This is a genomic window from Streptomyces kronopolitis (genome assembly GCF_050953795.1).
Lineage (GTDB): Bacteria > Actinomycetota > Actinomycetes > Streptomycetales > Streptomycetaceae > Streptomyces > Streptomyces kronopolitis_A.
In genome coordinates this window covers 3,619,548-3,641,645 of record NZ_CP191850.1, presented here as the reverse complement: position 1 = coordinate 3,641,645, position 22,098 = coordinate 3,619,548, and the positions used below count along the sequence as shown (strand labels likewise).

Here is a 22,098-nt window from a genome sequence, read left to right as displayed (position 1 = left end):
TCCGGCCGTCTACCGACGGTCCTCCGGGGGCGGTTCGGGATCCTGCGGAGGCTGTCCGGGCTCCTGGCGGCGCGGCTCCCCGTCCTGCGGCGCGGGCCGGCCGGGCTCGTGCGGCCGCGGCCGGCGCTGGTCCCTGCCCCATTCCACGGGAGGCGTGGGGGGCTGGCGATGGGCCGGCATGGTCGGAGGTTGCTGCTGCGGCTGCTGCGGCTGCTGCGGCTGTTGGGGCTGTGGTGGTGTCTGCTGCCGGGTGGGCGGCGGTGGCGGGGGCACCGGCTGGGGAGCGGTGGGGGTGTCGTCGCCCGGCCCGTGGGCGCCGCCGCCGTGGCCTCCGTGGGCGGGGCCCGCCGGCGGTCCGGCGGGGGTGGGTCCGGTCGGGTACGGCTCCGGGTTCCACTCCTCGGCGCCCGGGCGGCCCGCGTCCCAGGGTTCGGGCGTCCCGGGGGGATAGGGGGTGTCCTGGTCGTAGCGGGTGGGGGCCTCGTAGCGCTCGTCGTACGGCGGCGGGGCGTAGTACCCGTCGTCGTACCCGCGGTCGTCATGGCGCCGGTCGTCGTATCCCCGGCCGCCCTCGTCGTCGCGGTCGAGGACCCGGCGGCCGCGGCCCCGCATGATCAGGGCGCCGAGCAGCAGCAGGAAGCCGCCGCCCAGGGCGTTGGCCACGCCCACGCCCAGTCCGCGGGCGCCGGCCGTCAGCTCGGTGGCGGCCTGCCCCTGGCGGACCATCCACAGGACCGTGAAGCCCAGCACCACCAGGCCCGCGAGGGTGACCAGCAGCCGGGAGCGCAGGGCGACACCGATCAGGGTCAGCAGCGCGGCGAAGGCCATGGGGAGGAGGAGCGAGCCGAAGAGCGCGGCACCGTTGCCGGTGAGGCCGTGGAAGAGGTCCTCGATGCGGACGTCCACTCCGTGACGGCCGTCGTACCAGGGACGGAAGGGGCTCCAGACGGCGGCCGTCGCTCCGATGAGGGCGATCAGCGACCCGAGAACGTTGCGCACCACGGGCGTCGCCTCGCTTCGGGTCGTCCGGTCGTCCTCCGTGACCGACGCTACGCCTGGGTGTGCGCGCCCGCGAGAGAAGTACGCCCGGCCGCGTGGCCGGTGCCTCTCCGGGGTGTCGGTGCCGCTTGCTAGGGTGCCGTGCACGCGTCAAGCCGCCGGGGTGGCGGCGAGGTCGGACGTTTTTCACGGGGGATCGAGCGGAGCATGAAGCAGCGCACGCGCACGCGCACGGCCGGCCGCGGGGGTGCCCGCAGGGGGAACAGAACGGCGGCCGCGGCCGCCCTGACGCTGGTCGCGGCCACCACGCTCAGCGGCTGTCTCCTCCCCCGGGCGCACCCGGTGGTGCTGCCGCCCTCCCCGACGCCCACGGCGAGCGACGCCTACGGCCCGGACGCGAGCCCGTCGGACGAGCCCACCTACTCGCCGTCGCCGGCCGAGGAGACCTACGACCCGGACGGCCGGTCGGACGTCCACGGCAGCGACTGCGACTTCTCCAATTCGCTGCGCCAGTTCACGTACACGGTCTCCCTCACCAACCCGTCCACGACGGACTCCTTCTCCTACGACATGGCCGTCAACTGGATGAAGGCCAAGCCGGCCGACGGCAAGGCGTACGGGCTGCACCAGCGCTCGATCGTCGTCGGCCCCGGGGACACCGAGACGTACACCGCCAAGTACACGGTCAACCAGTCCTCCATCGGGCGGTTCTGGTTCACCTGCCAGATCACGCGGGCGCACAAGACCCGTATGTGAGGCGCCGCCCCAGGGCCGGTCCCCGGGGTGGCCCCGGGGTCACCGCACCAGGGGGCCGCCGTCGGGGCCGCCGTCCCGGTGGCCGGGCCGTTTGCGGGCGGCGAACAGCTCCGCCTGGCGGTCCGGGGGCAGATTGCCCAGCGCGATCAGCTGGGGGGCGTGGGCCAGGGCCGGTGCCGCGGCCGCCTCCCGGGCCGCCCACAGCGCGCGCACGGTGCCCTGGACCGCCCCGGTGGGCTGGGCGGCGAGCACGGCCGCGCGGCGCAGCGCCACCTCGGCCGCGGCGCCGGGCGCGGTCAGCTCGGAGACCAGGCCGATCGCGTAGGCGCGGGGGGCGCCCAGCCGCTCCGCCGTCCCCATCAGGGCCAGCCGGGCGATCTCCCCGTAGGGCATCCGCTGCGCCATGTGGACGGACTCGTACGCGCTGACCATCCCGTAGGTGGTGTGCGGGTCGAAGAAGGTGGAGTTCTCCGACGCGATGAGGAACTCGCACTCGCCCAGCAGGTAGAAGGCGCCCCCGCAGGCCATTCCGTCGACCGCGGCGATCACCGGTTTCCACAGGTCGTTGGCCTTCGGGCCGATGCGGAGCAGCGGGTCGTCCAGGGAGTAGGGCGAGGACGGCTGCGGGACGTGCGCGAAGCGGTCGAGGCCGGTGCAGAAGGCCCGGCCGCCGGCGCCGGTGAGCACCGCGGCGCGCACCGCGTCGTCGTGGCGCAGCGCCCGCCAGGTGGCGGCGAGTGCGGCGGCGGTGTCCAGGTCGATCGCGTTGTGCCGGTCGGGCCGGTCGAGGGTGACCAGCGCGACCCCGTCCTTGACGGCGGTGTGCAGGGTCACGGCCGCTCCAGGAGCCAGCGGGGCACGGTCATGCCCTCCGGGAGGGTGTGGAAGGCGGCCTTCACCGGGGCGCCGATCCGCAGCCGGGCGGGGTCCACGGAGTTGAGCGGGGCGTCGGCGGTGGTGACGAGGTTGCCGACGAGGCGGATGCGCGGGGCCTCCGCCAGCTCCACGACGATCGCGTTGTAACCGGGCAGGGCGGCGTACGCGGGCAGCAGCGGCGGGTGCGGCAGGACGTAGGACCAGATGCGGCCGCGGCCGCTCATCCGCTGCCAGCGGGCGGCGAAGGACTGGCAGTGCGGGCAGCAGGGCCGGGGCGGGAAGCGCAGCGCGCCGCAGTCGTCGCAGGCCTGGACGCGCAGCTCGCCCCTGGCGGCGTACTCCCAGAACGGGGCGCCGTCCTCGTCGGGGACGGGAAGCAGCAGGCGTTCGACGCTGTCGCTGCCGCCGGGCCCGTTGTCAGTGGCGGGTGCCACGCTGGATGTCATGGCAGCACGCACGGACTCCCGCACGGGCCCGCCGGTGGATTCACCGATGGTCATGGTGTCTCAACTCCTCAGCAGCAGGGCCGAGGTGGGGACGCCCTCGCCCGCGGTGACCAGACAGGTGGCGGCGCCGGGGACCTGCGCGGTGCTGGTGCCGCGCAGCTGCCGGACGCCTTCGGTGATGAGGTTGAAGCCGTGCACGTACGCCTCCGAGAGGCCGCCGCCGCCGGTGTTGAGCGGCAGCCGGCCGCCGGTCTCCAGGGCGCCGCCCTCGGTGAAGGCCGCGCCCTCGCCGCGTCCGCAGAATCCGTAGCCCTCCAGCGAGAGGGGGATCAGGGGGGTGAAGGCGTCATAGATCTGTGCCACGTCGACGTCCTGCGGGCCCAGGTCGGCGCCCTTCCACAGGTGGCGGGCGGCGGTCCAGGCGGGGCCGGTGAGCGGGTCGTCGTTCCAGTAGTTGACCATGCCGTGGTGCTGGGCGGGCAGGCCCTGGGCGGCGGCGTGGACGTAGACGGGCCGGTGGCGGCAGTCGCGGGCGCGCCCGGCCGCGACCACGACACAGGCCAGGGCGCCGTCGGTCTCCAGGCAGTTGTCGAACAGGCACAGCGGCTCGCTGATCCAGCGGGCGGTCATGTACATCTCGCGGGTCAGCGGGCGTTCGTACATGATCGCGGCCGGGTTCTGGTTGGCGCGGTTGCGGCAGGCGAGGGCGACGTTGAAGAAGTGGTCGCGGGTGGCGCCGTATTCGTGCATGTAGCGGCGGGCCAGCAGGCCGATCTCGTCGGCGGGGCGCAGCAGCCCGAAGGGGCGTGTCCACTGCCCCGGGGTGGGCAGCTGGACCTGGGTGTTCTTCCAGGGCCGCGGTCCCGAGCCGCGTTTGCGGGACCGCCAGGCGACGCCGACGTTCGCCTGGCCGGTGGCGATGGCGGCGGCCAGATGCGCCACCGTCGCACAGGAACCGCCGCCGCCGTAGCCGACCTTGGAGAAGTGGGTGACGTCCCCGGCGCCGATGGCCTTGGCGATCTCGACCTCGTCGGTCTCCTCCATGGTGTAGGAGGCGAAGGCGTCCACCTCCGAGGGGGCGATCCCGGCGTCGTCCAGCGCCGCGACGATCGCCTGACACGCCAGGGTCTTCTCGGATGCCGGGAGTCGCTTCGCGAACGGCGTCTGCCCGATGCCGGCTATCGCCGTCGCGTCCTTGAGGGTCGCCACCGTCGCCACCTCCGTGGTCGGTCGTCAGTGCTGACAGCGGAGGAGGCTACCGCTAATCTGACGCACAGTCAGCTAGTGGTGGACGACGCTCTCTTCACCGGGAGGCAAGTGCGATGCGTGACGACCTGGATGTGCGGGCCGACCTGGAGTACGGCGCCATTCCCCGGCTGGTGCGCGCGGCCGCCGCGCGGTACGGCCCCCGGGAGGCCGTCGTCGAGGGCCGCACCCGGGTCTCGTACGCACAGCTGGGGGAGCGGGTGGAGCGGGCGGCGGCCGCCTGCATCGCCTCCGGGGTACTCCCCGGCGACCGCGTCGCCGTCTGGGCGCCCAACACCCTCGACTGGATCGTCTCCGCCCTCGGGGCGGTCACCGCCGGCGCCGTCCTCGTCCCGGTCAACACCCGCTTCAAGGGCGCCGAAGCCGCCTACGTCCTGCGCCGCACCCGCGCCCGGCTGCTCTTCGTCACCGGCACCTTCCTCGGCACGTCCTACGCCGCCTCGCTGCGCCGCGCCGCCCGGGAGGGCACCGGCCACGGCCCGCTGCCCGGACTCCCGCAGCTGGAGCGGGTCGTGGTGCTCGCCGACGACGCCCCCGCGGACTTCGTCAGCTGGCCGGACTTCCTCGCCGGCGGTGCGGGGATACCCGCAGGGACGGTCCGCGAGCGGGCCGACGCCCTGCGCCCCGACGACGCCTCGGACATCATCTTCACCTCCGGCACCACCGGCCACCCCAAGGGCGCCGTGATCACGCATGCGCAGACCCTGCGCGCCTACGACGTCTGGAGCGAACTCGCCGGCCTGCGGGAAGGCGACCGCTATCTGATCGTCAACCCGTTCTTCCACACCTTCGGCTACAAGGCCGGGACCATCGCCTGCCTGCTGCGCGGCGCGACGATGATCCCGCAGCCGGTCTTCAGCGTGGAGACCGCGCTCGCCCACATCGCCGCCGAGCACGTCTCCGTGCTCCCCGGCCCGCCCACCCTCCACCAGCAGCTGCTCGACCACCCCGCCCGCGACCGCTACGACCTGTCCGCGCTGCGCCTGGTGGTGACCGGCGCCGCCGTGGTCCCGCTGGAGCTGGTCGAGCGGCTGCGCAGCGAGCTGAAGATCTCCACCGTGCTGACCGCGTACGGCCTCTCGGAGAGCTCGGGCATCGTCACGATGTGCCGCCGCAGCGATCCGCCCGAGGTCATCGCCACGACCTCGGGCCGCGCCCTGCCCGGCACCGAGGTCCGGGTCGTCGACGCCACGGGCGCTCCGGCGGCCCCCGGCGAGCCGGGCGAGGTCCTGGTCCGCGGCTACCACGTGATGTCCGGCTACTTCGAGGACCCGGCCGGCACCGCCCGCGCCCTGACCCGCGACGGCTGGTTGCGCACCGGCGACATCGGCGTCCTCGACGCGGCGGGCAACCTGCGGATCACCGACCGCCTCAAGGACATGTTCATCGTCGGTGGGTTCAACGCCTATCCCGCCGAGATAGAGCAACTCCTCGGCCGGCACCCGGACATCGCCGAGGTCGCCGTCATCGGCATCCCCGACCCCCGGCTCGGCGAGGTCGGCCGGGCCTACGCGGTCCGCCGGGCCGGCTCCCGGCTCACCGCCGACGACCTGATCGCCTGGTCGCGCCGCGAAATGGCCAACTACAAGGTCCCCCGGGAGGTCACCTTCGTCGCCACGCTCCCGCGCAACGCCAGTGGCAAGGTCCTCAAGACCCGGCTGCGCACTGCCGTCCCGGGGCCCGCGCCCGCGTGACCCGCCGTCGCCCCGGCCGGAGCCTCCCGGACCCCGGCCCGCCCCCTACGCCCCCGGGGGCGTCCAGTCGGGCCGGCGGCCGCTGAGCGCCACCACCCGGTCGAGCAGGGGCGCGTCCCCGGGCACGGCGACCGCGGCCCCGAAGGGCCCCTCGCCCGCCCCGTCCTCGGCCCAGGCGGACAGCAGCGCGTGGCAGACGTCGAGGTCGGCCCGGGCGGGCGCGTACTCCTGGCCCGTGGCGCGCGCCAGGTCCCAGCCGTGCAGGACCAGCTCGTTGAGCGCGACCCGGCCCGCGACCGCGCCCGGCAGCGTCACCCCGCCCGCCTGGGTCTCCCCCTCCCACGCCTGCGGGTCGCGCCAGGCCTCGGTCATCCCGCCGAGATTGCGGTCCAGCTCGGCCCGCCAGCCGGGCGCCACCTCGGCCGGGGGCCCCGACCCCGGAGCGGTGCCGGTCACCGGGCCGAGGTTCTTGCGCGCCACGTCCTGGAAGGCGCCGGCCAGCCCGACCAGATGCCCCAGGAGATGGCGCACGGCGTAGTCCTCGCAGGGGGTGGGCGCATCCAGCAGCGCTTCGTCGGTGTGGTCGCCGAGCCGCGCCACCAGCCGGGCCTGCGCCGCGAAGTCGATCATCTCGGTCATCGTCCGGGATCCTTCCGTTCCGAGGGGCCGTGCCGGCGCAGAGCTGTCGCCGCACTCCCAGTGAAGACTCCGCCCGCCCCCGGAACTCATCGCCACACCGGCCGGAGGCCGCGGCTACTCCGTATACCGCTGCGCGGACCGCGGTGCGTAGCGCTCCCGCAGCGCCGCCTTCAGCACCTTGTCCAGCGGCCCGCCGCGCGGCAGCTCCCCGGTGATCTCCAGTTGCTCCGGCAGCTTCTGCACCATCAGCCCGGCCGCCCGCAGATGCGCGGTCAGCGTGTCCAGGGTGAGCGGTGGCGCGGCCGGATCGGTGGGGACCACCACCGCGCACACCCGCTCACCGCGCTCCCGGTCCGGCAGCCCGATCACCGCCGCCTGCGCCACCGCCGGATGGGTGTGCACCAGATCCTCGATCTCCTGCGCGGAGATGTTCTCGCCCTTGCGGATGATGATGTCCTTGAGCCGCCCGGTGAGCACCAGGTGCCCGTCGTCCCGCACGGTGCCCAGGTCACCGGTGCGGAAGTAGCCCTCGGCGTCGAAGGCCTCCGCGGTCAGCGCCGGGTCGGTGTAGCGCCGGAACACCATCGGGCCCTTCAGCGTCACCTCACCGCTCTCCCCGGCCGCGGCCTCGGACCCGTCCGGCCGGGCGATGCGCACCCGCGCGCCCACGACCGGCCTGCCGACCGTCCGGGCGAGCTGCTCGTCGCTGTCGTACGGGGTGCCCATCGCGATCATCGGGCACTCGGTCATCCCGTATCCGTGCACGATCGCGCAGCTCAGCTCCCGCCCGGCCGCCCGGTGGAGCTCCGGCGGCAGCGGCGCCCCGCCGCCCGACAGCAGCCGCAGCGAGGGGATCAGCGGGCCGGCCTGCGGCTCCCCCCGCCGCCGGCGCCGCGACTCGTCCAGGAACGCCTGATAGAAGGCGGTGCTGCCGCCGGCCATCGTCACCCCGTGCCGCCGGTAGACCCCGGCCGCCCGCCCCGGCTCGAAGCTCTCCAGGACGACCGCGGGAAACCCGCTGACCAGCATGGCGATGACGTAGTCCGGGCCGGCGATGTGCGCGTAGGGAAAGGCGATCGAGCCGATGTCGTCCGGGGACATCCCCAACGCGGTGGCCAGCCCGACGCCGCCGGCGATGAGGGTGGCATCGGTGTGCTCGACGCCCTTGGGCGCCGCGGTGGTGCCGGAGGTGTAGTAGATCCAGGTGGTGTCCCCGTCGCCGCCCGGCACCGCCTCGGGCAGCCCCGCCGGATCCCCCACGGGCAGCCGCTCGTCCACCGGCAGCACCCGCACCCCGTCCCCGGCCACCGCACGCACCATCGCGGTGTGGTCGAACCCCCGCCACACACCCGGCACGAGCACCCACTCCGCCGCCGACTCCGCCAGGATGAAGCCCACTTCACGCGCGCGGTGCAGGGGTATGACGGGTATCTGCACGGCCCCGAGCCGGGCCAGCGCCAACGAGAGGACCACCGTCCCGATCCGGCTCGGCAACTGCCAGGCCACCCGCGTCCGGGGACCGATGCCCAGGTCGTGCAACCCGGCCGCCACCCGCAGCGCCTCGTCTCGCACCGCGTCGAAGGTGACCGTCCGCCCACCCTCGTCGAAGAACATCGGTGCGCCGCGCGAGGCCTGTGCGCGGTAGGTGAGCAGTTCCCACAGCGACTGCACACGGGCGGGTTCGAACACGGCGCGCCTCCAGGGGTGGGCAGGACCGAACGGGATCCGGCCCCGGCGCTCTCGCCGGGGCCGGATGCGCGACTGTAGCAGCGAAACTGACGGAGTGTCAGAGTCGTGCGGGCTGCTGCTGGGCCTGCTGTGTCGGGCCTACTGCGGGGCCACGGGCCGGTGCCGGTCCAGCGTGGTCAGGCCCGCTCCGGGAACCGGATGGCTGCCGTCCGCCAGTGCCGGCGCCGCGGCGCCGCCGGATATGGCGGCGGCCACCGCCAGGGTCATCAGGGCCGTCATGAGTCGGTTCATGCGTACTCCGGGTGTGAAAGGTGCCGTGGGCGGAGGGGAAAGCGGAAAACGCCGCAGGGACCGGTCCCGATGGCTCCCCTCCGTGCCATCGAAACCAGCCCCTGCGATCCCCCGAAACGTCGTGCCCCGCTCCGTACTACTGCGGATCCACGATCGGCCTGTGCTTGTCCTTGGCGGACAGGACGCCGGGTGCGGGCGCCGAAGACGCCTCCGCAGCGGTGCCCTCGCCGATGATCGGCCGGTGCTTGTCCATCGGCTTCATGATGGGCTTCTGGGTCGGCTGGACGTTGCTCTCTTCTGTACTCACGGTGACCAACTCCTGTGTATGGGCGCTGTACAGTACGCCTCGCCGGCGACTCCCCCGAGGGCCGCCGGAGAGGTGTACCAGGGCCGAACACCTTACGGTGGGGCCGGGTCACCGAGCCGCTTGCCCCCCGAGGCGGCGGATCGGTTGGTAAGAGAATGGCCGTCGGCGATGAACGATCGATAAACGCCCGCGATTACGTCGCTGACCTGCGGTTACGCGGCGGCCATCGGGGCCAGTAGCGAGCGCACCGTCATGGCCTCGGGCGAGCCGAGCCGGTCATGGATGGCCAGCGCCTCCTGCCAGCACACCCGCGCCCGGCTGGGGTGGCCGATGGCGTGCAGGGCCCGGCCGAGCGTCGTCAGGGCGTTGGCCCGCCACCATTCGCCGCCGATGCCGCGCAGCGTGGTCAGTGCCTGCTCGGCGTGGTTGGCGGCGTCCGCGGGCCGGTTCCCGGCCAGTTCGACCTCGGCGAGCCGGAAGTACGTCATGCCCTCCCAGAACCGCTGGCGGCTCTGCTGGAATATCGTCAGCGCCTTCATCAGCTGAACGGTGGCGTCATCCAGGCGTTCGGCCAGGGTGAAGGCCAGCGCGAGGGCGTACATGCCGTTGGCCAGGCGGCGTTCGGCGCCGAGCCGGCGGTAGATGGCGATGCCCTGTTCGGCGAGTTCGATGGCGCTCTCCGTGCGCCCGGTGTCCAGATGGACCCGGGAGAGGTTGCACAGCGCGCTGGCCTCGGACTGCTCGTTGTTGTCCGCGCGAAAGGCGCTGAGCGCCTGGTTGAGATACGCCTCCGCGTCCGCGTGCCGCTTCTGTTCACCGGCGATGATGCCCCGGTCGTTGGGCGCGTTGGACGACGAGAAGGGGTCCCCCACGGCCAGCCCGAGCAGCATGGCCGACTTGGCGTGCTCGTCCGCCTCGTCGAGCCGGCCGGCGAGGGTGTGGACGTTGGTGAGCGAGGTGTGCAGCCGGGCCTGGGCGTGCTGGTCCTCGGCGGCCCGGGCGGCCTCCAGCAGCCGCACATTGGCCTGCTCGTACTGCCGGGCGTCGGCGCCGGACTCGGCGAGGTCCAGGGTCAGCAGCAGCAGATCGACCGAGCGCCGCAGGAAGGCGGGGCCGGTGGCGTGCCGGGCGCAGGCGAGCACGCAGCTGGCTTCGCTGAACAGCCAGGCCAGCGCGTCCTGCCGGTCCGTCAACTCCAGCCCCGGGTAGCTCGTGGACTCCATGTGGTCGATGAGCCGGTCGCCGGGCCGCTCCAGGGCGTACATCCGGGCGGCCGTCGCCAGATAGAAGTCCAGCAGCCGCGACAGGGCGGCCTCCCGCTCCGAGGGCGGCTGTTCGTCCCGCTCGGCACAGGCGCGGGCGTAGAGCCGCACCAGATCGTGGAAGCGGTAGCGGCCCGGGGCGGCGGACTCCAGGAGGCTGGCGTCGACCAGGGACTCGACGAGGTCCTCCGCGGCATCGATGTCAAGGTCGAGGACGGCCGCCGCGGCGGCCAGCGAGATGTCCGGGCCGTCGGCCAGCCCCAACAGCCGGAAGGCCCGTGCCTGGTGGGGCTCCAGCTGTCCGTAGCCCAGCTCGAAGGTGGCCTTGACGGCGAGGTCGCCGGCGCGCAGCTCGTCCAGCCGGCGGCGTTCGTCGGCGAGCTTGCTGGCCAGGACGGAGACCGTCCACGTACGGCGCGCGGCGAGCCGGGAGGCGGCGATCCGGATGGCCAGCGGCAGGAAGCCGCAGGCGCCGACGACGGCCATGGCGGCCTGCCGCTCGGAGGTGACGCGCTCCTCCCCGACGATGCGGGTGAAGAGGGTCAGCGCCTCCTCCGGGCTCATCACGTCGAGGTCGATGAGATGCGCCCCGGCCAGGTCGATCATGCGGGCGCGGCTGGTGATCAGCGCGGCGCAGCCCTCCGCGCCGGGCAGCAGCGGGCGGATCTGGGCGGCGTCGCGCGCGTTGTCCAGCAGCGTCAGGACGCGGCGGCCGGCGACGGTGGAGCGGTAGAGCGCGGCGCGCTCCTCCAGGCCGTCCGGGATGGCGGAATCAGCGGTTCCGAGGGCCCGCAGGAAGGCGCCGAGCACCGCCTCCGGCTCGGAGGGGGCCTGGCCCGCGCCCTGCAGGTCGACGTAGAGCTGCCCGTCGGGGAAGTGCTCGCGGGCGGCGTGCGCGACATGGACGGCGAGGGTGGTCTTGCCGACGCCGCCGATGCCGGTGAGCGCGGAGACGGCCATCACGCTGCCCTCGGCGGTGGCCAGCTGCCGGCCGAGGTCGTCGACGAAGGCGCTGCGGCCGGTGAAGTCGGCGACGGTGGCCGGGAGCTGCTGGGGGCGCACGAAGACCTGGTCGCTGGTGTCGGGGCAGTCGTCGACGGCGGGCGGCGCGTCCAGGTCGGTGTCGGCGCGCAGGATCCGGTGCTGGAGGTCGGAGAGCGAGGCGCAGGGGTCGACGCCGAGTTCGTCGGCGAGCAGCCGGCGGGTGTCGGCGTAGACGGCGAGCGCCTCGGCCTGCCGTCCACTGCGGTAGAGGGCCAGCATGAGGAGTTCGCGCAGCCGCTCGCGCAGCGGGTGGGTGGCGGTGAGCGCGGTCAGTTCGGAGACCACCTCCGCGTGGCAGCCGGCTTCCAGGTCGAGTTCGAGGCGGGTCTCGGTGAGCGAGAGCCGCCATTCCTCCAGCCGGGTGCGCTGGGTCTCCGCGTACGGTCCGGCCAGCCCGGCCAGCGGCTCGCCGTCCCACAGCGCCAGGGCCGCGTCGAGGAGTTCCCGGGCACGGGTGCGGTCGCCGGAGGCCTTGGCCTTCTCCGCCTCGGCGGCGTACTGCTCGGCGTGGTCGTGGTCGAGGTCCAGCGGGTGGTCGTCCACCGGCCGCAGGGCGTAGCCGCCGGACTCGCTGACCAGGGCCTCGGAGTCGCCGCCGAGGGCCTTGCGGAGCCGGGAGGCGTAGGTGCGCAGCGCGGCGAGCGCGGCGTGCGGCGGTTCGTCGCCCCAGAGGGCGTCGACGAGTTCGGGCGCGGTGGCGGTGCGCCCGCCGCGCAGCAGTAGTGCGGCGAGCAGCGCGCGCTGCTGCGGGGAGCCCGCTGCCAGCGGCGTTGCGCCGCGCCAGGCCCGTACGGGACCGAGCACGGTGAAGCGGAGCCGCTCCCGCCCCGGACCGTCGTCCATGGTGCCCCCCTGCTGTGTGCCATCTGTCGCGCTGTACGCACAACCTCGCTGTGCGCAACGGTCAGTCTGCCTTGTCGCGCCCGCTTCCGTCAGTAGGGGTCCCGACCGTGCACAAAGCCTCCCCGCCTGATCGGGGCCGGGGCCGGGGCCGCTGCGCCCCGGGGTCACGGAGTCGAACGTTCCGTGCGCGCCCGGTATTCCCGTCCTGGTTCCCCCATTGCTGACGGATCGTCAGATCGGCGCTACCGTATCCGGCATGGCGACCTTCCCCAGGATCATTTCGGTGGACGACCACACGGTGGAGCCACCCCACGTCTGGCGGGACCGGCTCCCGTCGAAGTACCGGGACAGCGGCCCGCGCGTCGTCCGGGCGCCCGTGAAGGAAATGACCTTCGTCGGCGGAAAGTTCGCTCCAAAGATGGGCGCCGTGGGCGACGACGGCCCGATAGCCGACTGGTGGGTCTACGAGGACCTGCACCGCCCGCTGACCCGCCTGGACACCGCCGTCGGCTACTCCCGCGACGAGATCAGGCTGGAAGGGATCACCTACGAGCAGATGCGCCCCGGCTCCTTCAGCGTGCCCGAACGGCTGGCCGACATGGACGTCAACCACGTCCAGTCCGCCCTGTGCTTCCCCACCTTCCCGCGCTTCTGCGGCCAGACCTTCACCGAGGCCAAGGACCGTGAGCTGGGGCTGCTGGGGGTGCGGGCGTACAACGACTGGATGGTGGAGGAGTGGTGCGGCCCCCAGGCGCGGGGCCGGCTGATCCCGCTCACCCTCGTTCCGCTGTGGGACGCGGAACTGGCCGCCGCGGAGGTGCGGCGCAACGCGGACCGCGGCGTCCGGGCGGTCTGCTTCAGCGAGATCCCGCCACATCTGGGGCTGCCCAGCATCCACACCGACCACTGGGACCCGTTCCTGCGCGTCTGCGACGAGACCGGCACGGTCATCGCCATGCACATCGGCTCCTCGTCGAAGATGCCCTCGACGTCCCCCGACGCTCCGGCCGCCGTGGGGTCGACGATCACCTTCGCCAACTGCTGCTTCTCGATGGTCGACTGGCTGATGAGCGGAAAGCTCGACCGTTTTCCCCGGCTGAAGATCATGTACGCCGAGGGGCAGATCGGCTGGATTCCGTATGTCCTGGAGCGCGCCCACGTGGTGTGGGAGGAGAACCGCGCCTGGGGCGGCGTCGCCGACAAGGTCCTGCGCCCACCGGCCGAACTCTTCGCCGAACACATCCACGGCTGCTTCTTCGACGACGCCTTCGGCCTGCGCAACCTCGACGCGATCGGCGTCGGCAACGTCCTCTACGAGACCGACTACCCGCACTCGGACTCCACCTGGCCGAAGTCGAAGGAGGTCGGCGAGTCCCAGATGGGCCACCTGCCCCCGGACGTGGTCGAACGCATCGTGCGCGGCAATGCGATCGACCTGCTGGGGCTGACGGGGGAGGGGTTGTGGGCGGGGGCCGGGGGGTGACCGGGGGAGGTCCGGGAGCGCGCCCCTGTCTCCGTTGCGGCCACTGACGGGCCGGGGCCGGCACGGCCTGGTGCGGAAGTTCGCCCTGCGGGACGGGCTTTCCACAGGGCGCCGCCGCGTATCGTCCCGGCCCGTACTCTGACAGTGACGAGCTGTACGGAGAGGGGCGAGGCCGTGTCTCCGTCTTCAGATGCTCCGCCGGATCCGTTTGTCGAGCCGGTCGCCTTCGGCCGGCGGATGCAGATCCTGCGGACCCGCGGAGGGATGAGCCGTCACGTCCTGGCCGGGCTGCTGGGCAAGGCGCCGAGCTGGGTCAAGCAGGTGGAGGGCGGGCGCCGGAAGATGCCCAAGCCGCCGGTGATCCTGCGGATCGCGGAGGCGCTGCGGGTGCGGGACCTCTCCGACCTCACCGGGGAGCAGTCGATGGCCGTCGCCATGTTCACGGGGCCGGGTCACGCCCGGCTGCCGCAGGTCCGGTCGGCCGTCAACACCTTCCCGGTGACCACGCGGCGCGGGGCGCCGTCGCCGGCGCACCTTCAGGAACGCCTGGTCCGCGCGTGGGCCGCCCGGCATTCGGCTCCGCATCACCGTGACGTCATCGGGGCTCTCCTGCCGGACCTCATCCGGGACGCGCAACTCGCGGTGCTGCAGGCCGACTCGGCTCGGGAGCGACGCGGAGCGCAGGCGCTGCTGTCCGAGGTGTACAGCCTCAGCCAGTTCTTCCTCGCCTACCAGCCGGATGCCTCGCTGCTGTGGCGGGTGGTGGAGCGGGGCATGGTCGCGGCGCAGGAATCCGAGGTTCCGCATGCCATCGGCGTATCGGCGTGGCTGGCGACGCAGGCCCACCGGGACAGCGGGCACGCGCATTTCGACGCCGCCGACGCGGTGAACCGGGAAACCCTGCGCTATCTGGAACCGCTGTTGCCGGATGCCGGAAACGACGTGCTCGCCATCACCGGAGCCCTGCAGTTCGAGGCCGGGTACACGGCGGCCCGCCGCGGTGACACCGGGACCGCCTGGCGCTCGTGGGACGTGGCGCGCGCCATGGCCGACCGGCTGCCCGCCGACTACCACCACCCCGTGACCTCCTTCTCGCGAGCCGTCATGGGCGCGCACGCGATGACCGTCGCGGTGGAGCTGCACGCCGGGCCGGAGAGCGTCCGGCAGGCTGCCGCCGCGGACGCCGCGACCATCCCCTCGCGCCCCCGGCGGGCCCGCCACCGCATCGAGGAGGCGCGCGGATACCAGCTCGACGGGCAGCCGGAGGCGGCTCTGGCCGCGCTCGGCAAGGCGTACGAGGCCGCACCGGAGACCGTTCGCTACAACGGTTACGCCCGGCGCATCGTCCTGGAGGAGGCAGAGTCGAAGAGTCCGGCGCAGCGGCGGCGGGCGAGCGAACTGGCGGTGAGAGTCGGCGTGCTGGCGGCGTGAGCGGGTGAGGGCACAAAGTGTGCCCCTGCCGCTTTCCCGGGGCCCCTACGGTCGGTCATCGCATGATCACCGAAGCTCCCGCCGGGCGGTGAACGGCGCGGCGGGCGTGTGACCCACCCGAGAAAGCAGGCCATGATGCCGAATCGTCTTGCGCGTCACTCGCCCGGCGCGCGGTTACTGACCGCCTTCGCATGCCCCCCGCCCTGTGGCGAGGGGGAGGCCGCCCGATGAGCGATCCGCAGGAGGCGCGGCTGGTGCCGTGGACGACGCCGGACGGGAAGACCTGCATCGTCGTGGGTGACGGTGCGGGCGCGGTCTCCCGGATCGCGGACGGCGTGGAGGCCGTCCAGCTCGACATGGCCGAGGACCTGCTCGGTCATGCGGCAGAGATGCCGGCCGACCGTAAGGAGACGTTTCCGGAACTGCATCACCTCGCACGACAGTTGAGCAGCAGCCTGCGTGAGGTGTGCCGGGTGGCCGAGAGCAGGAGGGTGCGGCCCCAGGGGTGACGGAGTTGTCCGGGGGTGTGCTCCCCGGAGTGGGCCCCGCCCGCGCCCGCCGTCCCCCTTGCCGGATGTTCCCGGAGCCACCACGATGTCCCGCGCAAGCTATATGACGATGCGTCAGATATGGCGGGAGGGCGTATGGACGGCGGGGACGGGGCGGTGTGGCGGCCCGAGGCGGGGCGGGTGGCTTATGGGATGCAGCTGCCGGTGCAGGCGCAGAGCACGCTGTTCGCGGAGGGGTGGGAGCCGGCGGCCGGGCCCGCCGACCTGGTGGCGGTCGCGCGGGCCGCCGACCGGTACGGGTTCGCGTATCTCGCCTGCTGTGAGCACATCGCGATCCCGCGGCGGCTGGCCGAGGCGATGAGCACCGTCTGGTACGACCCGGTCGCCACCCTCGCGCATCTGGCCGCCGTCACCGAGCGGGTGCGGCTGCTGAGCCATGTCGCGGTGGTCGGGCTCAGGCATCCGCTGGTCACGGCCAAGCAGTACGCGACGCTGGACCGGCTCTCCGGGGGGCGGCTGATCCTCGGCGTCGGGGCCGGGCACGTCCGGGAGGAGTTCGAGGCGCTCGGGGTGGACTTCGCGCGGCGCGGCGCCGTATTGGACGAGACGGTCGACGCGCTGAAGGCGGCGCTGGGGCCGGAGGAGTTCCCCGAGTTCGCGGGCGAGCGGTTCGCGTTCGAGGGGCTGGGGCAGGCGCCGCGCCCCGTGCAGACGCCGCGGCCGCCGGTCTGGGTGGGCGGCTCCTCGCCCGCCGCCGTGCGCCGGGCCGCCGAACGCGGCGACGGCTGGCTGCCGCAGGGCGACCGGCGGGACGCGCTGCCCGGGCAGATCGCGCGGCTGCGTCGGCTGCGGGAGGCTGCGGGGATCGAGACGCCCCCCGTGATCGGCGCCCTCACCGAGTCGCTGTACGTGGGCGAGCCGGGGTGGGCGGTCGGCCGGCGGACGCTGGCGGGCACGCCGGAGCGGATCGCGGACTCGCTGCGGGAGTACCGGGCGATGGGCGTGGACCAGGTCCAGGTGCGGTTCCGCAGCCGCAGCCGGGGCGAACTGACCGACCAGATGGCCGCGTTCGGGACGGATGTGGCGCCGTTGCTGGGTGGCTGACGGCCGCCGCCCGACAGGCACGTGCCGCGCCGGCAGGGGCGGAAGGCCCCGTGCGTGCCGCCGCGCGGACACCTGCCCGGCGGCAGAGGCAAACCTTCGACAAGGGGAGTGCAGTCATGGGCAAGCTCGACGGGCGGGTCGTCGTCGTGACGGGGGCGGCGCGGGGGCAGGGGGAGCAGGAGGCGCGGCTGTTCGCCGCGGAGGGGGCGCGGGTGCTGCTCGGGGATGTGCTCGACGAGCAGGGGGAGGTGCTCGCCGCGGAGCTGGGGGAGGGCGTCGCGCGCTACGTCCATCTGGACGTGACGCGGGAGGACGACTGGCAGGCCGCCACCGCCGTCGCCAAGGACACCTTCGGGAAGATCGACGGGCTGGTCAACAACGCCGGGATCCTGCGCTTCAACGAGCTGGTCTCGACCCCGCTGGCGGAGTTCCAGCAGGTGGTGCAGGTCAACCAGGTCGGCTGCTTCCTGGGGATCCGTACGGTGGCGCCGGAGATCGAGGCGGCGGGCGGCGGGACCATCGTCAACACGGCCTCGTACACGGCACTGACCGGCATGGCGTTCGTGGGGGCGTACGCCGCGACCAAGCACGCGGTCCTCGGGCTGACCCGGGTCGCCGCGATGGAGCTGGCGGCCCGGAGGATCCGGGTCAACGCGGTGTGCCCGGGGGCGGTGGACACCCCGATGACCAACCCGGCCGCGCTCGACCCGGCCGCCGACCCCGATGAGTCGAAGCGGGCCGTCGACGAGCTCTACCGGAAGGTGGTGCCGCTGGGGCGGATCGGGCAGCCGGCGGAGGTCGCCCGGCTGGCGCTCTTCCTGTCGTGCGAGGACTCGTCGTACATCACCGGGCAGCCGTTCGTCATCGACGGGGGCTGGCTGGCGGGGGTCAGCCTCATCTGAGGTGGTGTCAGCTTGTCCGGTGGCGGGCCTTGACGCTCCGTGCGTGCGCTGGAACAGTCGGCACATCGAATCTGACGGTACGTCAGAAACAGTACAGGGACGGTGAACCTCCGTGGAATTCGGGCTCTTTGTACAGGGATACGTGGGCAAGCGGGCCGAGACCGATCCGCTCGCGGAGCACAAGGCGCTGATGGAGGAGACCGAGTACGTCATCCAGGCGGACAAGTCCGGCTTCAAATACGCCTGGGCGTCCGAGCACCACTTCCTGGAGGAGTACTCGCACCTCTCCGCCAACGACGTCTTCCTCGGCTATCTGGCTCATGCGACCGAGCGGATCCACCTGGGCTCCGGGATCTTCAACCCGCTCGCCCAGGTCAACCACCCGGTGAAGGTCGCCGAGAAGGTCGCCATGCTCGACCATCTCAGCGAAGGACGCTTCGAATTCGGCAGCGGGCGGGGCGCCGGCAGCCACGAGATCCTGGGGTTCCTGCCGGGCATCACCGACATGAACCACACCAAGGAGATCTGGGAAGAGACCATCGCCGAGTTCCCGAAGATGTGGCTCCAGGAGGAGTATCCCGGGTTCCGGGGCACCCACTGGCAGCTGCCGCCGCGCAAGATCTTCCCCAAGCCGTACGGGGCCTCGCACCCGGCGATGTGGTACGCGGCCGGCTCACCGTCCTCGTACGCCATGGCGGCGAAGAAGGGCCTGGGCGTCCTCGGCTTCAGCGTGCAGAAGGTCTCCGACATGGAGTGGGTGCTGGAGCAGTACAAGACGGCGATCCGTGACGCCGAGCCGATCGGCGACTTCGTCAACGACAACGTGATGGTGACCTCGACCGCGATCTGCGCCGAGACGCACGACAAGGCGGTGGAGATCGCGGTCAACGGCGGGCTCAACTACCTCCAGTCGCTGGTCTTCCGCTACCACGACACCTTCCCGCGGCCCGACGGCATCCCCGAGTGGCCCGAGCTGCTGCCCGACTACACCGCGGAGGTCATCGAGCTGCTGATCGCCGAGGAGCTGATGATCTGCGGCGACCCGGACGAGGTGCTCGGGCAGTGCCGGCGCTGGGAGCGGGCGGGCGCCGACCAGCTGAGCTTCGGGCTGCCGATCGGGATCCCGTACGAGGACACCATGAACTCGATCAGGCTGATCGGCGAGCACGTGATCCCGAAGATCGACACCGATCCGGTGCACCGGACCACCCGGTTCCGCACGACCGCGGGCAGCTGAGGCCCGCCGGCCGGCCGCGCCCGGTAGGGCCCGGTCCGCCGGGGACGGGCCGGGGTCCGCCGCGCAGCAGCCCAGGAGCAGCCAACGAGAAGGGGGCATCGCCCGTGCTCGACCACCTGATCAAGGGCGCGACCGTCGTGGACGGCACGGGCGCGCCCGCCCGCACCGCCGACGTCGGCATCCGGGCCGGCCGGATCGCCGTCATCGCACCGGCCGGCACCGTCACCCGGGCCGCGACGACCAGTGAGGACGCCACCGGGCTGGTCCTCGCCCCCGGCTTCGTCGACCCGCACACCCACTACGACGCCCAGCTCTTCTGGGACCCGTACGCCACCCCCTCGCTCAACCACGGGGTGACGACCGTGGCCGGCGGCAACTGCGGGTTCACCCTGGCCCCGCTCCACCCCGATCGGCCCGCCGACGCCGACTACACCCGCCGGATGATGTCCAAGGTCGAGGGCATGTCCCTGGTCGCGCTGGAGGAGGGCGCGCCCTGGTCGTGGAGCTCCTTCGGCGAGTACCTGGACGCGCTGGAGGGGCGGATCGCCGTCAACGCGGGCTTCATGGTGGGGCACTGCGCGCTCCGCCGCTACGTCATGGGGGAGGACGCCGTCGGCGGGCAGCCCACGCCCGCGCAACTGGAGCAGATGCTGACCCTCTTCCACGAGGCGATGGACGCCGGGGCGTGGGGCTTCTCCACCACCCGGTCCGCCACCCACTCCGACGGCGACGGGCGGCCGGTCGCCTCCCGGCACGCCGAACCGGCGGAACTGCTCGCGCTGGCACGGGCCGTCGCCGCGCACGAGGGCACCCAGATCGAGGCGATCGTGGCCGGCTGCCTGGACCGCTTCAGCGACGCCGAGATCGAGCTGCTGGTCGAGCTGAGCGCGACCGCCGGACGCCCGCTGAACTGGAACGTGCTGACCATCGACGCGGCCGTGCCCGACCGCGTGCCGCGGCAGCTGCTCGCCGGCGAACGGGCCCGGCGGGCCGGCGGCCGGATCGTGGCCCTGACGATGCCGATCCTCACGCCCATGAACATGTCGCTGGGCACCTTCTGCGCCCTGAACCTGATACCCGGCTGGGGCGAGGTGCTGGGCCTGCCGGTGCCCGAGCGGATCGAGCGGCTGCGCGACGCGGACGTCCGGGACGAGATGCTGCGGCGGGCGAACAGCGAGGAGGCGGGCGTCTTCCGGCGGCTGGCCCACTTCGGCCGGTACGTCATCGGCGACACCTACTCCGCCGCCAACGAGGGCCTGACCGGCCGCGTCGTCGAGGACATCGCGGCCGAACGCGGCCTGGAGCCCTTCGCCTGCCTGGTCGAGATCTGCGCCAACGACGGGCTGCGGACGGTGCTGTGGCCGATGCCCAGCGACAACGACCCGGCCTCCTGGGCGCTGCGTGCCGAGACCTGGCAGCACGAGGACGTGCTGCTGGGCGGGTCGGACGCGGGCGCCCACCTGGACCGGATGTGCGGGGCGCCGTACACCACGCGCTTCCTCGGCGACTGCCTGCGCGGCAGGAAGCTGAGAGGGCTGGAGCAGGCCGTCAAGATGCTCACCGACGACCCCGCGCAGCTCTTCGGCCTGCGGGAGCGGGGCCGCATCGAGGAGGGCTGGCACGCGGACCTGGTCCTCTTCGACCCCGAGCGGATCGACGCGGGCAAGGCCACGCTGGTGCACGATCTGCCCGGCGACAGCCCGCGCCTGGACTCCCGGGCGATCGGCGTCACCGCGGTGTGGGTCAACGGCGTCGAGGTGCTCCGGGAGGACGTGGTGACCGGCGCGGTGCCGGGAACGGTGCTGCGCTCGGGGCGGGACACGAGAACGGTGAGCACCAAGTGAGGGCCGCGGAGCGGCTGTTCATCGGCGGGGAGTGGACCGAGCCGGACGGCGGACACCACGAGGTCCTCGACCCGGCGACGGAGGCCGTCGTCGGGCTCGCACCGCAGGCGAGCCGGGCGCAGGTCCACGAGGCGGCGTCCGCGGCGCGCGCGGCGTTCCCGGCCTGGTCCCGTACGCCGCCACAGCGCCGCGCCGCGCTCCTGGACCGGGCCGCGGAGCTGATGCAGCGGGACTTCGCCGCGCATGCCGAACTCGCGCAGGCCGAGAGCGGCGCGACGACCGCCACCGCGCGCGGGATGCAGGTCGCGGTGGGGGTGGCACGCTTCCGGCGCTATGCGCGGGGGGCGCTGGAGCCGGTCGAGCAGGGGCTGCCGCCGCAGATCAACGAGGCCGGGCCGATGGGGAAGGCGGGCGTGCTGGGCGCGCTGGCCGTGCGGCAGCCGGTCGGCGTCGTCACCTGCATCACCTCGTACAACAACCCCTGGGCGAACCCCGCCGGGAAGATCGCGCCGGCCCTGGCGATGGGCAACACCGTCGTGGTCAAGCCGGCCCCGCAGGACCCGCTGTCGGTGTACCGGATGGCGGCGGCGCTGGCCGAGGCGGGGGTGCCGCCGGGGGTCGTGAACGTCGTCGGCGGGGCCTCGGCGGAGGTCGGCGAGGCGGCCGTCGAGGCGCCCGACGTGGACATGGTGAGCTTCACCGGCTCCACGGCCGTCGGGCAGCGCATCGCCGAGGTCTGCGGACGCGGGATGAAGCGCCAGCTCATGGAGCTGGGCGGCAAGGGCGCCGCGGTGGTCTTCGACGACGCCGACCTGGACGCGGCGGTGGCCGGCATCGGCACCACATACTCCTTCTACAGCGGCCAGATCTGCACGGCGCCCACCCGGGTGCTCGTCCAGCGCCGGGTGTACGAGGCGCTGGTGGAGCGGCTGGCGCGGTACGCCGCGCGGCTGCCGGTCGGCGATCCCCGGGCGCGCGGGGCGGTGGTCGGGCCGGTGATCTCCGCCGCGCACCGCGACCGCGTCGAGTCGTACGTGGAGCTGGGGCGCAAGGAGGGCGCGCGGGTCGTCACGGGCGGGGAGCGGCCGTCCGCCCCGGCGCGCGGCTTCTACGTCACGCCGACGCTGCTGGCCGACTGCACCCCCGGGATGCGGGTGGTGCGCGAGGAGATCTTCGGCCCGGTCGTCGTCGCCCTGCCCTTCGACGACGAGGACGAGGCGGTGGCCCTCGCCAACGACAGCGACTACGGACTCATCGACTACGTGTGGTCCGGCGATGTCTCCCGCGCCTTCCGGGTGGCCCGGCAACTGCGGGCCGGCGGGGTCGGGGTGAACACCGTTGGACGGAACATGGAGGCGCCGTTCGGCGGCTTCAAGCAGAGCGGGGTGGGACGGGACGTGGGCTCCTACGCCCTGCACGCGTACAGCGAACTGCAGGCGATCGTCTGGCCGGGCTGAGGCGGGCGGCCGGGGGCGC

General features: G+C 73.3%; 19 protein-coding genes. 10 read left to right on the top strand and 9 right to left on the bottom strand.

Features of this window, described 5'->3' with window-relative positions; translation table 11 throughout:
- Nucleotides 1–9: 9 nt before the first annotated feature.
- The gene (locus tag ACQP17_RS15905; protein WP_433856910.1) at nt 10–1,002 is read right to left on the bottom strand and encodes a hypothetical protein; all 993 of its coding nucleotides are present in this window, start codon (nt 1,000–1,002) and stop codon (nt 10–12) included.
- A gap of 204 nt (nt 1,003–1,206) precedes the next feature.
- Here ACQP17_RS15905 and ACQP17_RS15900 point away from each other — a divergent pair, with 204 nt between their 5' ends.
- Nucleotides 1,207–1,755 (top strand): hypothetical protein, encoded by a 549-nt coding sequence (locus ACQP17_RS15900; protein ID WP_433856909.1) that lies wholly within the window; start codon nt 1,207–1,209, stop codon nt 1,753–1,755.
- A gap of 39 nt (nt 1,756–1,794) precedes the next feature.
- Here ACQP17_RS15900 and ACQP17_RS15895 read toward each other — a convergent pair whose 3' ends face one another.
- From ACQP17_RS15895 to ACQP17_RS15885, 3 genes are read right to left on the bottom strand one after another with little or no spacing between them, the layout of a single operon-like run.
- A complete protein-coding gene (locus ACQP17_RS15895; protein ID WP_433856908.1) occupies nt 1,795–2,589 on the bottom strand; it encodes an enoyl-CoA hydratase/isomerase family protein in 795 nt (264 codons plus the stop codon).
- A complete protein-coding gene (locus tag ACQP17_RS15890; protein WP_433856907.1) occupies nt 2,586–3,131 on the bottom strand; it encodes a Zn-ribbon domain-containing OB-fold protein in 546 nt (181 codons plus the stop codon). The genes ACQP17_RS15895 and ACQP17_RS15890 overlap by 4 nt, the downstream gene beginning before the upstream one ends.
- Before the next feature lie 6 nt (nt 3,132–3,137).
- Entirely contained in the window at nt 3,138–4,286 is a 1,149-nt protein-coding gene (locus tag ACQP17_RS15885; protein WP_364882594.1) for a lipid-transfer protein, read from the bottom strand.
- Nucleotides 4,287–4,399: 113 nt separating this feature from the next.
- Here ACQP17_RS15885 and ACQP17_RS15880 point away from each other — a divergent pair, with 113 nt between their 5' ends.
- Nucleotides 4,400–6,037 carry a FadD3 family acyl-CoA ligase gene (locus ACQP17_RS15880; protein WP_433856906.1) on the top strand — a complete coding sequence of 546 codons (1,638 nt, stop codon included), beginning with the start codon at nt 4,400–4,402 and terminating at the stop codon, nt 6,035–6,037.
- Between the two features lie 45 nt (nt 6,038–6,082).
- On the opposite strand, the gene ACQP17_RS15875 is transcribed toward ACQP17_RS15880, so the two are convergent.
- From ACQP17_RS15875 to ACQP17_RS15855, 5 genes are all read right to left on the bottom strand, one after another.
- Nucleotides 6,083–6,676 (bottom strand): TIGR03086 family metal-binding protein, encoded by a 594-nt coding sequence (locus ACQP17_RS15875; protein ID WP_433856905.1) that lies wholly within the window; start codon nt 6,674–6,676, stop codon nt 6,083–6,085.
- Between the two features lie 114 nt (nt 6,677–6,790).
- Nucleotides 6,791–8,365 (bottom strand): class I adenylate-forming enzyme family protein, encoded by a 1,575-nt coding sequence (locus ACQP17_RS15870; protein WP_433856904.1) that lies wholly within the window; start codon nt 8,363–8,365, stop codon nt 6,791–6,793.
- Nucleotides 8,366–8,503: 138 nt separating this feature from the next.
- The gene (locus tag ACQP17_RS15865) at nt 8,504–8,656 is read right to left on the bottom strand and encodes a hypothetical protein (RefSeq protein WP_433856903.1); all 153 of its coding nucleotides are present in this window, start codon (nt 8,654–8,656) and stop codon (nt 8,504–8,506) included.
- A 136-nt stretch (nt 8,657–8,792) separates the two neighbouring features.
- Nucleotides 8,793–8,963, bottom strand: coding sequence for a hypothetical protein (locus ACQP17_RS15860; protein ID WP_433856902.1), 171 nt, complete (start codon nt 8,961–8,963; stop codon nt 8,793–8,795).
- Between the two features lie 212 nt (nt 8,964–9,175).
- Nucleotides 9,176–12,112, bottom strand: coding sequence for a BTAD domain-containing putative transcriptional regulator (locus ACQP17_RS15855; protein WP_433856901.1), 2,937 nt, complete (start codon nt 12,110–12,112; stop codon nt 9,176–9,178).
- A 256-nt stretch (nt 12,113–12,368) separates the two neighbouring features.
- On the opposite strand from ACQP17_RS15855, the gene ACQP17_RS15850 reads away from it, so the two are divergent.
- The 8 genes from ACQP17_RS15850 to ACQP17_RS15815 all read left to right on the top strand — a co-directional run bounded on the left by ACQP17_RS15850 (nt 12,369) and on the right by ACQP17_RS15815 (nt 22,079).
- Nucleotides 12,369–13,595, top strand: coding sequence for an amidohydrolase family protein (locus ACQP17_RS15850; RefSeq protein WP_433856900.1), 1,227 nt, complete (start codon nt 12,369–12,371; stop codon nt 13,593–13,595).
- 174 nt (nt 13,596–13,769) lie between these two features.
- Nucleotides 13,770–15,026 (top strand): helix-turn-helix domain-containing protein, encoded by a 1,257-nt coding sequence (locus ACQP17_RS15845; RefSeq protein ID WP_433856899.1) that lies wholly within the window; start codon nt 13,770–13,772, stop codon nt 15,024–15,026.
- A gap of 227 nt (nt 15,027–15,253) precedes the next feature.
- A complete protein-coding gene (locus ACQP17_RS15840) occupies nt 15,254–15,535 on the top strand; it encodes a hypothetical protein (RefSeq protein WP_433856898.1) in 282 nt (93 codons plus the stop codon).
- Between the two features lie 135 nt (nt 15,536–15,670).
- Nucleotides 15,671–16,639: an LLM class F420-dependent oxidoreductase gene (locus ACQP17_RS15835; RefSeq protein WP_433856897.1), complete on the top strand. Its 969-nt coding sequence runs from the start codon at nt 15,671–15,673 to the stop codon at nt 16,637–16,639.
- A 116-nt stretch (nt 16,640–16,755) separates the two neighbouring features.
- Entirely contained in the window at nt 16,756–17,541 is a 786-nt protein-coding gene (locus tag ACQP17_RS15830; RefSeq protein ID WP_433856896.1) for an SDR family NAD(P)-dependent oxidoreductase, read from the top strand.
- Between the two features lie 112 nt (nt 17,542–17,653).
- The gene (locus ACQP17_RS15825) at nt 17,654–18,778 is read left to right on the top strand and encodes an LLM class flavin-dependent oxidoreductase (RefSeq protein WP_285505968.1); all 1,125 of its coding nucleotides are present in this window, start codon (nt 17,654–17,656) and stop codon (nt 18,776–18,778) included.
- 104 nt (nt 18,779–18,882) lie between these two features.
- On the top strand, nt 18,883–20,622 hold the full coding sequence (locus ACQP17_RS15820; RefSeq protein ID WP_433856895.1) for an N-acyl-D-amino-acid deacylase family protein: 1,740 nt from the start codon (nt 18,883–18,885) through the stop codon (nt 20,620–20,622).
- Nucleotides 20,619–22,079, top strand: coding sequence for an aldehyde dehydrogenase family protein (locus tag ACQP17_RS15815; protein WP_433856894.1), 1,461 nt, complete (start codon nt 20,619–20,621; stop codon nt 22,077–22,079). The genes ACQP17_RS15820 and ACQP17_RS15815 overlap by 4 nt, the downstream gene beginning before the upstream one ends.
- Nucleotides 22,080–22,098 lie beyond the last annotated feature (19 nt).

Excerpts from the sequence above, each read along its gene's own strand:
- ACQP17_RS15900 (WP_433856909.1), top strand. The coding sequence starts at position 1,207 with ATGAAGCAGCGCACGCGCACGCGCACGGCCGGCCGCGGGGGTGCCCGC.
- ACQP17_RS15890 (WP_433856907.1), bottom strand. The coding sequence starts at position 3,131 with ATGACCATCGGTGAATCCACCGGCGGGCCCGTGCGGGAGTCCGTGCGT.
- ACQP17_RS15880 (WP_433856906.1), top strand. The coding sequence starts at position 4,400 with ATGCGTGACGACCTGGATGTGCGGGCCGACCTGGAGTACGGCGCCATT.
- ACQP17_RS15875 (WP_433856905.1), bottom strand. The coding sequence starts at position 6,676 with ATGACCGAGATGATCGACTTCGCGGCGCAGGCCCGGCTGGTGGCGCGG.
- ACQP17_RS15865 (WP_433856903.1), bottom strand. The coding sequence starts at position 8,656 with ATGAACCGACTCATGACGGCCCTGATGACCCTGGCGGTGGCCGCCGCC.
- ACQP17_RS15855 (WP_433856901.1), bottom strand. The coding sequence starts at position 12,112 with ATGGACGACGGTCCGGGGCGGGAGCGGCTCCGCTTCACCGTGCTCGGT.
- ACQP17_RS15850 (WP_433856900.1), top strand. The coding sequence starts at position 12,369 with ATGGCGACCTTCCCCAGGATCATTTCGGTGGACGACCACACGGTGGAG.
- ACQP17_RS15840 (WP_433856898.1), top strand. The coding sequence starts at position 15,254 with ATGAGCGATCCGCAGGAGGCGCGGCTGGTGCCGTGGACGACGCCGGAC.
- ACQP17_RS15835 (WP_433856897.1), top strand. The coding sequence starts at position 15,671 with ATGGACGGCGGGGACGGGGCGGTGTGGCGGCCCGAGGCGGGGCGGGTG.
- ACQP17_RS15830 (WP_433856896.1), top strand. The coding sequence starts at position 16,756 with ATGGGCAAGCTCGACGGGCGGGTCGTCGTCGTGACGGGGGCGGCGCGG.